This window comes from Ligilactobacillus sp. JN-6 (Y).1 (assembly GCF_058111525.1).
In genome coordinates this window covers 949,789-962,731 of the sequence record NZ_CM176599.1, presented here as the reverse complement: position 1 = coordinate 962,731, position 12,943 = coordinate 949,789, and the positions used below count along the sequence as shown (strand labels likewise).

At 38.1% G+C, this 12,943-nt stretch carries 10 protein-coding genes and 1 pseudogene; 6 read left to right on the top strand and 5 right to left on the bottom strand.

Annotated elements, in window-relative coordinates; translation table 11 throughout:
• Positions 1–70: 70 nt before the first annotated feature.
• The 3 genes and pseudogenes from AC3XNE_RS04535 to uxuA all read left to right on the top strand — a co-directional run bounded on the left by AC3XNE_RS04535 (position 71) and on the right by uxuA (position 3,941).
• Positions 71–965, top strand: a pseudogene (locus AC3XNE_RS04535) (IS982 family transposase).
• Positions 966–1,184: 219 nt separating this feature from the next.
• Entirely contained in the window at positions 1,185–2,822 is a 1,638-nt protein-coding gene (locus AC3XNE_RS04530; RefSeq protein ID WP_489833121.1) for a mannitol dehydrogenase family protein, read from the top strand.
• A 42-nt stretch (positions 2,823–2,864) separates the two neighbouring features.
• Positions 2,865–3,941, top strand: a complete 1,077-nt coding sequence (gene uxuA, locus AC3XNE_RS04525; protein ID WP_489833120.1) for a mannonate dehydratase — start codon at positions 2,865–2,867, stop codon at positions 3,939–3,941.
• A gap of 115 nt (positions 3,942–4,056) precedes the next feature.
• Here uxuA and AC3XNE_RS04520 read toward each other — a convergent pair whose 3' ends face one another.
• A complete protein-coding gene (locus AC3XNE_RS04520; RefSeq protein WP_489833119.1) occupies positions 4,057–5,082 on the bottom strand; it encodes a sugar kinase in 1,026 nt (341 codons plus the stop codon).
• A complete protein-coding gene (locus AC3XNE_RS04515) occupies positions 5,082–5,735 on the bottom strand; it encodes a bifunctional 4-hydroxy-2-oxoglutarate aldolase/2-dehydro-3-deoxy-phosphogluconate aldolase (RefSeq protein ID WP_489833118.1) in 654 nt (217 codons plus the stop codon). The genes AC3XNE_RS04520 and AC3XNE_RS04515 overlap by 1 nt, the downstream gene beginning before the upstream one ends.
• A gap of 136 nt (positions 5,736–5,871) precedes the next feature.
• On the opposite strand from AC3XNE_RS04515, the gene AC3XNE_RS04510 reads away from it, so the two are divergent.
• Positions 5,872–6,852: a LacI family DNA-binding transcriptional regulator gene (locus AC3XNE_RS04510; protein ID WP_489833117.1), complete on the top strand. Its 981-nt coding sequence runs from the start codon at positions 5,872–5,874 to the stop codon at positions 6,850–6,852.
• A 44-nt stretch (positions 6,853–6,896) separates the two neighbouring features.
• On the opposite strand, the gene AC3XNE_RS04505 is transcribed toward AC3XNE_RS04510, so the two are convergent.
• From AC3XNE_RS04505 to trxB, 3 genes are all read right to left on the bottom strand, one after another.
• Complete coding sequence (locus tag AC3XNE_RS04505) at positions 6,897–7,853, bottom strand: sugar kinase (protein WP_489833116.1); 957 nt, start codon at positions 7,851–7,853, stop codon at positions 6,897–6,899.
• Positions 7,854–8,356: 503 nt separating this feature from the next.
• The gene (locus AC3XNE_RS04500; protein ID WP_489833115.1) at positions 8,357–8,824 is read right to left on the bottom strand and encodes a glutathione peroxidase; all 468 of its coding nucleotides are present in this window, start codon (positions 8,822–8,824) and stop codon (positions 8,357–8,359) included.
• 156 nt (positions 8,825–8,980) lie between these two features.
• Positions 8,981–9,931, bottom strand: a complete 951-nt coding sequence (gene trxB / locus AC3XNE_RS04495; protein WP_489833114.1) for a thioredoxin-disulfide reductase — start codon at positions 9,929–9,931, stop codon at positions 8,981–8,983.
• A gap of 391 nt (positions 9,932–10,322) precedes the next feature.
• Here trxB and AC3XNE_RS04490 point away from each other — a divergent pair, with 391 nt between their 5' ends.
• Positions 10,323–10,802 carry a FeoA family protein gene (locus AC3XNE_RS04490; RefSeq protein ID WP_489833113.1) on the top strand — a complete coding sequence of 160 codons (480 nt, stop codon included), beginning with the start codon at positions 10,323–10,325 and terminating at the stop codon, positions 10,800–10,802.
• Positions 10,799–12,910, top strand: coding sequence for a ferrous iron transport protein B (gene feoB, locus AC3XNE_RS04485; RefSeq protein WP_489833112.1), 2,112 nt, complete (start codon positions 10,799–10,801; stop codon positions 12,908–12,910). Before AC3XNE_RS04490 ends, feoB begins: the two co-directional genes overlap by 4 nt.
• The last annotated feature ends 33 nt before the right edge of the window (positions 12,911–12,943 follow it).

Here is a 12,943-nt window from a genome sequence, read left to right as displayed (position 1 = left end):
TTTAAAATAAGTTAACAAAAAAGCCCAAAATTGCTAGACTTTAAGTGACTAAACTACAAGGAGCATAGCAATTTTGAACCACTTAAAGTTTAAACAAAAACGTCATAATTTACAAGCCGGTCTAGCACAATTAAAACAAGTTTGTGGTTATTTGTACCATAAATATTGTCCTGCTTTTATTTACAACCGGCGTAATGTTGATCATACTCAAGTTTCGGATATAAATATTTTAGCTTTACTTTGTTTGCAGGTAATCAGCAATACACAATCACACCGTGAATTCTTCAGGCGAGCTAAGCAGTTTATTCTGCAGCAAATTAGGCTTGAACGGACACGTTTTAATCGGCGAGCACAGCACCTTTTGCCTGTTGTGATAACGATCCAACAAGGATTAACCCATGACCTCGCACATGCGGGGCAGATCGCTATTATTGATAGCCTACTTAACCCACTATGCCAAAAGGTCAGGAATAAGCGCTTCAAGATTTTTCCTGGACTGGCCAATTTAGGATATAACGCCACTAAAAACATGTATTTTTATGGCTTTAAAACTCATTTTGCCGTCACGACTAATGGTTATATTTTGAACCATGTTGTAGTCCCAGCTTCAGTGCATGATACACAAGCAGCGTCAACTTTAATTGCAAGTTAACCTTGCCCCTTTGTTTTAGCGGGTGTGGGGTATGTTGGACAGCTCTTAAAGGCAAAATTCAGAAAAACGGGCTATCCTCTCTGAACACCTTACCGTACTAATATGCAGGGTGCCCAGGAACATAATAACCGCCACCTTAAAGCGGTTGCGTCATACCATAGAATCACGTTTTTCAATTTTAGTGGACAACTATGGTATTGAATGCAACTTAACTCGTTCATGTGTTGGTTTTTGGTTAAAGATTAAATTGACTGATTTAGTTTATGATCTAGGCTTTTTCGATTTTGTTGAAAATGGAATTATTACAAACTAGCGCCACGCGTCAATATATATTTTAGTTCAGAAAATTAGCGCTATGTGATAATGAATGAAATAAAATAGAAATTATTCTGCCTTTCTTTGTAATTACTCAAATTTTAATTGACAATACTATAGAATGCGATTACATTTATAGTTGTAAAATATATTAGTATATCAAATTAATTTGCTTTAAAAAACTTAAACCAGCATCACATTAGGGAGGCTTTATTATATGGTAAAATTACTCGATAACTTAAATAAAAACAAGGAATCTTTTAAAGCACAAAACATTTCCATTCCTAACTACGATCCACAAGGAATTACTAAAAACGCAAACACTACTCCCGTCTGGGTCCATTTTGGCGGAGGTAACCTTTTTCGCTGTTTTCACGCAAAAATTGCTCAAGATCTATTGAATCAAGGTGAACTTAAAAGTGGTATAGTGGTCGCTGAAACCTATGATGATGAGGTGATCGATCAAATCTACAAGCCTTATAATAATAGAATGCTCAGTGTAGTAATGAAGGCTGATGGTACTTTAGAAAAGGAGCTGATCGCTGATGTAGCTGATGCACTTTATTTTAATAAAGACAGTGTTGCCAGTTGGAATAGGTTAACCGAAATTTTTACTCAACCTTCTTTACAGTTCGTTACTCTTTCTATTACGGAAAAAGGATACTCACTCACAGACGTTGACGGTAGCTTAACACAAGCTGCTAAAGCTGACATACAAAACGGTCCAAAATTTCCTGTTACAAATATGGGTGCTATTACTCACTTATTATATGCTCGATATAAGGCCGGTAAATTACCGATCGCTATGGTAAGTACCGACAATTTTTCCCAAAATGGAAAGAAACTAGAGACTGAGGTCTTACGAATCGCAGAAGGATGGCAACAAAATGGATTCGTTGAAGAAGAATTTATTGACTACCTAAAAGATCCTAAACAAGTTTCGTTTCCTTGGAGTATGATCGATCGTATTACACCTAATCCTTCTGAAAAGGTAGCTGCTAAATTGACATCTAGCGGATTTGAAGACACACAAATCGTTCATACATCTAAACATACAAACATTGCTCCATTCGGCAATACTGAAGAAGTTCATTATCTCGTGATCGAGGATAGCTTTCCAAATAGCCGACCAGCATTAGAAAAAGCCGGGGTAATTTTAACTGATCGCAATACAGTAAATGATGCAGACCAAATGAAGGTTACCGCCTGTCTAAATCCCCTACACACTGCCTTAGCGATCTATGGTAGCATTCTAGGTTTCAAATCCATCGCAAGTGAAATAGAGGACCCTGATTTAAAGGGCCTGATCAAAAATTTAGGTTACGGGGAAGATCTACCTGTCGTTAAGGACCCTAAAATCATTGATCCACAAAAATTTATTGATGAATTAGTTTCTAAACGTTTACCTAATAAAAATATTCCTGATACACCACAACGGATCGCAAGTGACACTTCACAAAAAATTCCTGTACGCTACGGTGTGACTCTACAACATTATGTCGACGATCCAACGAAAGACCCACAAAGCTTAGAATTTATTCCACTCGTTTTAGCAGGCTGGTGTCGCTATTTAATGGGCCTCGATGATAAGGGTGAAACATTTGAGCAAAGTCCAGATCCATTACTGGATGACATGAAAAAATACGTTGATGATATAAAATTAGACGCTGCTGACATTGATGTTCACAAACATCTACAACCAATTTTGTCTAATAAAACTATTTTTGGCAATGACCTATACAAAATTGGTTTAGGAGAAAAAGTTGAAAACTACTTCAAACTTTTAATTGCAGGCAAGGAAGCTGTTCGTAAAACAATTCATGAAACAGTTGAGAACAAGAGCTATCACGTCTAATACAAGTAAACGAATAAATAAAATAATAGGAGCATAGAGAAAATGAAAAATATGGGATTCCGATGGTATGGATCTAAAGATGATTCAATTAAATTACAAGACATTCGTCAGATCCCTGGAACAACACAAGTAGTCGGAGCATTATTTGACGTTCCAGTTGGCGAAGTATGGCCTACAGAAAAAATTAAGTCGTTAAAGGATGAAGTAGAGGCGGCTGGTTTAAAACTAGATGTTATTGAATCTGTCAATATACATGACGCTATTAAAATCGGTCTGCCTTCTAGAGATATGTATATCAAGAATTACCAACAAACTATTCGTAATCTAGCGCAGTTTGGCATCAAAGTCATATGTTATAATTTCATGCCAATTTTTGATTGGGTACGTACTGATCTGCATTATAAATTAGCAGACGGTTCAACGGACCTTTCTTTTGAACATAAATATGTCGAAGGTGATCCAGAAGACATTGCCAAATCCGTTCAAGAGAGTTCTAATGGTTATACTTTGCCAGGTTGGGAACCAGAACGTTTAGCAGAAGTTAAACATCTTTTCGAACTGTATAAAGATGTCGACGCAGCTAAATTAACTGAAAATCTAAAGTACTTTTTAGATGCTATCATTCCGGTCTGTGAGCAATGTGGTGTTAGAATGGCAATGCATCCGGATGATCCACCACGTCCATTGTTTGGACTTCCACGAATTTACAAAAACCGTGAAGACATGCTGACGATCGAACAATTACACGAGTCAAAATATAATGGCTTTACGATTTGTACAGGTAGTCTTGGAGAAAACCTCAAAAATGACGTGCCTGCTATTATTCGGGAATTCGTTGATAAAGACCGTGCTCCCTTCATTCATGCTCGTAATATTAAGTTCTTTGGTAATGAAGGAGATTTTCATGAATCTGCTCATCTTTCGTCTGAAGGATCACTTGACATGTATGAAATCATGAAAGCCTTGCATGACACAAATTTTGATGGCTATATCAGGCCCGACCACGGACGTGATATTTGGAGTGAACAAGGTCGGCCTGGTTACGGTTTATACGACCGTGCGTTAGGAATCACTTACCTCAATGGCCTATGGGAAGCACTTGAAAAGGGTGATAAATAAACATACATTAGCTAAATAAAAAAGTCCAATCAAATTTACCGATTGGGCTTTTTTATTTTAAACTATGCTTTAGCTTCCGAATAATAAAAAAAGTATTATCCTTTTAAATTTAAATCTATCTTACGACTCGCATTCCGTTTTGCTTATTCATCACAGCACGAACTTCTGAATCATTTACTAAATTCAAATCACCGCTAATAGTTAATTTGAGAACACTAGCAGCAATTGCATAATCGATCCTTTCTTGTTTCTCAAAATCATTCATGATTCCATGAATTAAGCCTGCCGCGAAGGCATCACCGCCTGCGACACCCTCCCAAACGTGCATATCATAAACAGGTGTTTCAAATACTTCACCATGATCGACCATCAATGCTGTCCACTGCGAATTTTCCACCGAATGAATATTCCGCAAAACACTGGCAACAGTTTGACAATTTGAATATTTTTCAGTAATTTTTTTCATTCCACTGACAAATTCTTCTCTTTGCTCAATACCACGTTCCATATTGCCATCAAATGCCTTAATACCTAAAGACGATTCGAAATCTTCATCGTTAGCCAAACAAACATTTACATATGGCATTAATTGATTCATAGTTTCTTGTGCTTCTTCTTCACTCCACATTTTCCCACGATAATTCAAATCACAAATAACCATGACCCCATGTTCACTACAATATTTAACAGCCTCAAAAACTGCCCTTTTTGTATCCGTCGAGATAGCAGGAGTGATCCCAGAGAAGTAGAAATAGTCAGCATCTCGTAAAACCTCTTCCCACTTATACTCATCTGAGCTCGAAACAGCAAATGAACTACCAGCACGGTCATAAACAACACTAGTATTTCTGATACTTGCTCCCTTTTCAAAAAAGTAGATGCCTAAACGTGGCCCACCTTGCAGCATTTGCGAAGTATCGACACCATACTTGCGCAATGTACCGATTGCTGCTTGTCCAACCGCATTATCTGGAACCTTACTTACAAACTGTGCATTATCTCCTAATAAGGAAAGAGATGTAGCAACATTTGCTTCAGCACCACCATATAACCCTGAATATTGATCAGTTTGAATAATTCTCTGGTTTTCTGCCGGTTTTAAACGCAACATCATTTCACCAAAAGTAACTATTTTTTTCATTACTTAACTTCTCCTTGAATACGCAAAACTTCTTTATGGTATAACTCTGCTTGTTTTTCAACAGTTTCAAAGTCGCCCTTAGCAGCAGTGCCCGTTAAATTACTACCCGCTCCAATTGCCTCAACTCCAACTTCAAACCATTCATGCATATTGTCTAAGTTAACTCCACCAGTAGGCATCACATTAACTTGTGGAAGTGGAGCCTTAATAGCTTTAATGAATCCTTTACCAACAACACTTCCTGGAAATACCTTAACAATTTCAGCACCATAACGCATAGCTGTCTGAATTTCCGTAATAGTCATGCAACCAGGCATATATGGGATCTGATATTGATTACATAGCAAAGCAGTCTCTTTATCAAAAGAAGGACTAACGATGAATTTTGCACCCGCCATAATAGCTATCCGCGCAGTAACAACATCCAAAACGGTACCAGCACCAACGACTACATCTGGATCTTCTGCATATTCTTCTCTCAACTCACTAATGATCTCATCAGCTTTGGGAGCAGTAAATGTTAATTCGATTGCCTTAACTCCGCCTTTAATACATGCAACAGCAGTTTTATAAGCTTCTTCTTTAGAATTCCCTCTGACTACTGAAACGACCCCAGCCTTTTTAACAGCCATTACTGTTTCTGTTTTTTGCATAATACACCCTCCAAATTTATTTAAAATTTAGCCATAACCATTTTTATGGTAATCCTTTACCTTAAAAAATACAACCATTTATCGAATATATGTTATAATCATCACATAAATTTTATGTTCAAGTAAGCAGAGGAAAATGATGAAAAACAAACAAGTAAGTATCAAAGATGTTGCTCAATTAGCTAACGTTTCTACAGCAACAGTTTCTCGTTTCTTACACGGTGAAATGAGTCATATGTCAAAATCAACTGGACAAAGAGTTAACGATGCCATAGAAAAGCTAAACTATGTACCAAATGCAGCGGCACGTACTCTAATTACAAGCCAAAGTAAAACAATAGCGATCGTTGTTGTTGATATTTCTGATTCTTTTTCGACTGAACTGTTTAAAGGTGCATGTTCCATTTTAGAACATGCTGGTTATGTAACTGTCATGCTAGACACAAATTCTGACCAAAACAAAGAAAAACAACTGATCAACGAGGTAGGGATCAATACTTACGATGGCCTTATTTTGCAACCTTTGGGCAGTAATGTTCAAACTATTCAATCAGAAGTCCGTCGTAGTATGCCTATCGTTACGCTTGACAGACCGCTAAATTACTCTCCATGGCCTCAAGTCCTTAGTAACAATTATGAAGCCAGTTTAACTGCAGCTAGATATTTTAAAAAAAGTAGCTATGAACAAGCAATCGTTCTCTCTTCACCCATCTCTGTTGCATCAACTAGACAGGAACGGCTTAAAGGTATACGGGAAATATATCCAGATGTGAAAATCATAGAAATAGATGAAAAAGCCTATGATCATCACTCGATCGTGCAGCAGCTTCATCAATTACTGGACAAATCAACAAAAAAGACAGTTATTTTCTCACTTAAGGAGAGGTGGTTGCTTGAATTTCTGCCTTCTTTAATTGCCAACAATGATTTAACCAAGTATAAAACCCAAATTTCAGGCTTTGCTGATACAAACCTCGTCTCAGCTATTTGGTCCGATTCTAAGATGATCACCCAGGACCCCTTTCAAATGGGAAAAATGTCCGGCAATATCCTACTTAAATTATTAAATGACCAAAGCGACTTCCAGCCAATAACGGTAGTTCCAACAAAATTTTAAAAAATCTGCTAGCAGTTATCATAGTAAGCTGTTAGCAGATTTTTTTAATTTACTCTATTGTTTTCTAAAAAGTCTGACAGTTGTTCATAAATAGGTAGGCCATTATTATCACCATAAACTTGCACTTGCAAGGCACCAATTGCATTTCCTCTTTGAATGACATCTGCTAATGAAAGTCTATCTAATAAACCTGTTAATATACCGACAGCAAAGCCATCCCCAGCTCCAACAGTATCCTTAACTTCCTCGACTTTAAAGCCTGGAATAAATGCTTGTTCCCCATCTTTAGTCTTATAATATGCCCCTTTTGCTCCAACTTTAACGATAACGATTCGAGTTTTTGGACTTTTTAGATAGAAATCGGCGATCTCTTCTGGTTTTCTACTACCGCATAAGATCTCCCCTTCACCAACGCCTGGTAATACGATGTCCGCTTGATTTGCGTAATGATTAATTTCACGGATCATTGTTCCTTTATCCGGCCAAAGATCTGGCCTTAAGTTAGTATCAAAAGAAACAGGTACATCCTCTATAGATGCTTTTTGGAGTAATTTTTCAAAAGCTTCTTTAGATGCTGCCGATAATGACGGAAAAATCCCAGTCAAATGTACGTACTTAACAGTATTCAAACTGATCTGATCGATTTTATTTATATCAAAATGTGCAGATGCTGAGTCACTTCTAAAATTAAAAACTGTTGGATCTCCTTTTGAAACCACATTTTTAATTTGATGACCCGTCCAATGGGAAGGATCAACATTAACATATTCAGACCCAATATCTCTTTGTTCAATTACTCGACGGACAAACTTTCCAAATGGATCAGCGCCAATTTGTGCTATATAACTTACTGTGTGTCCTAACCTGCTTATTCCAGTTGCTACGTTTAATTCCGCCCCACCGGCGTATCTATCAAAATGTTGAGCCTTATCCAGAGGTACATCCATTTGATTTGAAGCCAATACAGCGAGCGGCTCACCTATCGTCAATATTTCAGTCATAGCAGTCTCCTTATACATAAAATTTCGGTAATCGTTTACCCTTATTAACTTTACTGTACGTCATTTTTCTTTAAATGACAATAGTTCTAGTCGATCAAAAATATTATGCATGGTGATATGCCCCCTACTTGTCGATCTCTCTTTTGTATTATGAATAAATAAGAAAATGTGATACAAAATTCCAAAAAAGGAGTTCTGTATCACATTTTCTGCATAAAGGTTCATTGTAATAAATACCAGTTGATCAAATCACTAGAAAACTATTTATTTCTTTAAATGCTGTATAGGCTTTCGTGAAACGACTAATGGAAGTTGACATTTTATCGTCCTACTCTTCCATCTTTTCTAGCTTAGATCCGGGCATGACGAAAGCTAAATTATTCAGGCTATATTAATGAGAATTTTCAACAACTAATTCCGACAATTTCCAAAAAAATATTTTAAAATGCACAAAAGAAAATAATCAACTTTCGAACATGGCAAAATTAAAAGTTGCCTATTTACTACTTTAATGCCTCAACGATCTGTTCTTCCATTTTTTCTGGTTTAGTTACTGGGGCATAACGATGGATCAGTTTTCCATCCCGACCAACTAAAAACTTGGTGAAATTCCATTTGATCTTGCCATTCCCAGAAGAATCTTTCAAAAAGGTGAATAAAGGATCCTCATCTTCACCATTGATCACTATACGTTTTGTCATTGGAAAAGTAACTCCATAGTGACGCTGGCAATAATCACTGGTCTCTTCATCCTCGCTCAATTCCTGATGAAATTGGTTAGAGGGTAATCCTAAAACTTCCAAGCCTTGATCGTGATACTTTTTATACAATCCTTCAAGTGCTTCCAATTGCGGTGCCAGGCCACACTTGCTGGCAGTGTTAACTATGATCACCACTTTACCTTGGTAGTCTTCTAAATTGATTTCCTGGCCACTCATTTCTGTTTCTTTAAAATCATAGATCGTATTCATGTTGCTCATCCTTTCCATAATAACTTCATACTGGTCACAGTTTTCTAGGCCACGCACACATAAGATACCGTTTTTTCATAAAGCAATTACCAAACATACGTTAAAAATAAGGCTGAGCTTCCAAATTCATTTCACTAATTTGTACACTTTCTTTACCTAAGCAGACCTTACTATATTTTGGGGATCAGTTAATGCCGCAACGTACTGATAAGCCGCCTGACCAGCAATTCCACCATCCCCCGTGGCAGTTACTACCTGCCGCAATTCTTTTTGACGAACATCTCCAACTGCAAAAACTCCAGGCACGGGGGTCTCCATCCGTTCATTAGTAGGGATCCAGCCATTTTCATCTGTAATACCCAGGTTTTTGAATGGATCACTCATCGGCTCAAGGCCAACATAAATGAAGACACCTGAGGTAGCAAATTCAAATGGTTTTTGAGTTTTATTATTGACTCCCTTAACACTAGTAACCTTATTTCCGTCGCCAACAATTTCTTGAACGTTGCTATCCCAGACAAAATCGATCTTTTCATTTTTAAATGCACGATCCTGCAAAATTTTTTGGGCACGCAATTGATCACGCCGATGAATGATCGTAACTTTATCAACTAAATGTGTTAAATACTCTCCCTCTTCAATTGCAGAGTCGCCGCCACCAACAACTACAACGTTTTTCCCTCTGAAAAAGGCACCGTCGCAAACTGCACAATTAGAAACACCTCGTCCACGATATTTTTCTTCTCCAGGGACATCTAAGTTACGGTATTTAGATCCAGTACTGACGATCAATGCTTTGGTTTCATGATCATCTCCATCAGTTTTGATCAACTTATAGTTGCCCTTATCAATTACATCCTGGACAGTTCCATAAGCATAATCAGCACCAAACCGAACAGCAGAATCATACATCTTTTGTGATAGGTCTGGTCCAAGGATCGAATCAAACCCTGGGTAATTTTCAATTTCTGCTGTATTGTTCATTTGTCCGCCATAGACCCCGCGATCTAAGAGCAAAACAGACAAGTTTGCTCGCGAAGCATATAAGGCGGCAGTTAAGCCAGCTGGGCCAGCACCCACTACGGCCACATCATATTTTTTAACCATTTGATCGCATCCTTAATGTAAAAACTTATTTTTGCTGGATAATTAATGTAAATTCAGTCTTGCACGACTATTTAAGTATAAGATACCAACTAACGTAGCAAAATGCAACTCATTAAGCTTATATTCAACCCATGCACTTACTCTTTGTAAATTTAATGTACTCGATTCTATTTTTAGCAAACCCAAAAATATTAACCGTTGCTTTTATTAAAAACATCACACTTCTCGACATAAGCCTCTTAATAGTGACCCCAAAAATTCAAGTTTTCTCCACAAACAATATTGTCTACAATCATTTTCTAAGCAAATAATATTGAATACAAATTCACAATGTGCTACTTTTAAGCTAAATGAAAATCGTTCTCAATTATATTTTAAAGAAGGAAAACCGATGCCCACTCTGTTAACTGGTCAAGCCCAGCAAAAATACATTATCACTAAAGTATCTGGAGACCACGCCTTAACCACGAGACTTGCCGAATTAGGCTTAAGTATAGGAAAACTGGTCACTGTAATAAATTCCGCTAAAAGCGGGAGTGGCTTAGTAATTTACCTTGCTGGTCAGCGTCTAGCTGTTAGCCGATCAATGGCAGAACAAATTACCGTTACTCCTTTAGATGAGTCAGAAAACACACCCGCAGTGCCCTTAACAGATATCCCGCTCCATAGTTCCTGTGTAGTTTACCAGCTAACAGGTGATAGGGCTGTTCGTAAACGCTTAATGGACATGGGTTTAACACGTAACACACTTATCCAGGTCTATCATGTTGCTCCTCTGGGTGATCCGCTCGAATTACAAGTACGTGGTTACAAATTAAGTATTCGCAAGAGTGACGCAGCAAAAATCTTAGTGAAGGAGCTACAGCTATGAGTCTAGTTGCACTTGCAGGAAATCAAAATAGCGGGAAAACGACCTTATTTAACGAGCTGACAGGTGCAAGTCAATATGTAGGTAATTGGCCGGGCGTGACCGTTGAAAAAAAGATGGGCCATTTAAAAAGTGACAGAGAAATGACGCTTCTTGATTTACCAGGTGTTTATTCACTTTCTCCTTATACGCTAGAAGAACGGATCTCGCGTAAATATCTAATTGAACAGCCGCCAGATCTGATCTTAGATGTCTTGGACAGCACCAACTTAGAACGAAACCTATACCTGTCGTTGCAGTTAATGGAAACAGGCCTGCCGATGGTGCTGGCTCTAAACATGAAAGACTTGTTGAAAAAACAAGGTCGCACGATCAATTTGAAAAAAATGGAGTACTTACTTTCACTTCCAGTAGTTTCTTTAAGCGCAGTTAAAAAAGAAAATGTTCTTGATTTAGTCAAACAAATTCAAAACTCTGCTAAAGAACCTCCTAAATACCCTTATCCAGAATATGATGATCGTTTAGAATCTGCGTTAACAATGATCAGCCAACAGATCCGAAGCTACGTTGCACCATCAAAATTACGTTGGTATTCCATCAAGTTTTTCGAACGCGACGAAGAAGTCAAACAAGAAATTAAACTGAGCGTTCAACAAGAACAAGAGATCGAAGACATTATCAAAACCGCTGAAAAGATCTTTGCTGATTCCAGTGACAGCATTATTGTAAATGCCAGATATGATTACGTTGCTCAAATCATGGCAATGTGTGTAGTCGATCAAGCAGATTTTCAAATGAGCATCAGTGATCGGATCGATAGGATCGTTACTCACAAATGGCTGGCATTGCCGATTTTTGTACTAGTAATGTGGTTAGTATATTACTTATCGATCCAAACAGTTGGAACTATCGGTACTGACTGGGTCAATGATGTTTTATTTGGCAAATGGATCCCCGATATAACTGGCAGTCTCTTGAATAGCTGGCACGTTGCCGCGTGGATGAAAGGTTTGATCATCGATGGGATCATCGGTGGTGTTGGTTCTGTACTTGGCTTTGTCCCACAAATTATGATGTTGTTTTTATGTCTAGGTATCTTGGAAGATTGTGGGTACATGGCACGGATCGCTTTTGTAATGGATCGCATTTTTCATCGTTTTAATCTTTCGGGTAAATCCTTTATTCCGATGCTGATCTCAACGGGATGTGGTGTCCCTGGCATCATGGCTACACGAACGATCGAATCCGAAAAAGATCGTAAAATGACGATCATGTTAACTACTTTCATGCCTTGCTCAGCTAAATTAACTGTGATCGCAATGATCTCCGGAACATTTTTCCGCGGTCAGAGTTGGGTCGCTCCTTCTGCTTATTTCATTGGAATGTTAGCGGTAGTTGGATCAGGTATTTTTCTAAAGAAAACTCGCATGTTTTCCGGACCGCCACAGCCTTTCGTCATGGAACTGCCTGCATATCACTTCCCTCGTCCAAGTAATATTTTGCATTATGTATGGAGTCGAAGTAAAAGCTTCGTCCAAAAAGCAGGTACGATCATTTTTGCCTCATGCGTTTTAATTTGGTTTCTATCTTCCTTTAACTGGCAAATGAACATGGTCGATCAAAACCACAGCATGTTAAAAACAATCGGCAGTTTGTTTGCGCCTGTTTTTTCACCGCTTGGATTTGGCGATTGGCGCGCAACAGTGGCCGTCATTGCTGGATTGATCGCCAAAGAAAATTGTGTTGGAACATTACGGTTAGCCTTTGGAAGCAATTCAGCTCAATCATTCGCCCAGGCTCTTAATGGAACATTTACACCGATGGCCGGCTACGCCTTTTTGGTCTTTAACTTATTATGTGCTCCTTGTTTTGCAGCGATCGGCACAATGTACAAAGAATATGGTGACAAAATGTGGACCTTGCGTGCGGTCTTCTACCAAACATGTCTGGCATATATCACTGCCCTTTCGATTTATCAATGTTGGCTAATCTTGACTGGCAGTTTTAATGGAACCAACATTTTATATGCCATTACTGGATTGTCCATAGTCGCATATGGCTTAATCATCAAAAAAGACAAGTCTCTCGAAAAAAATGAAGCATTAGCTTAAGTAAACTTGTAAAACATCCTTGAAAGAAGGCAT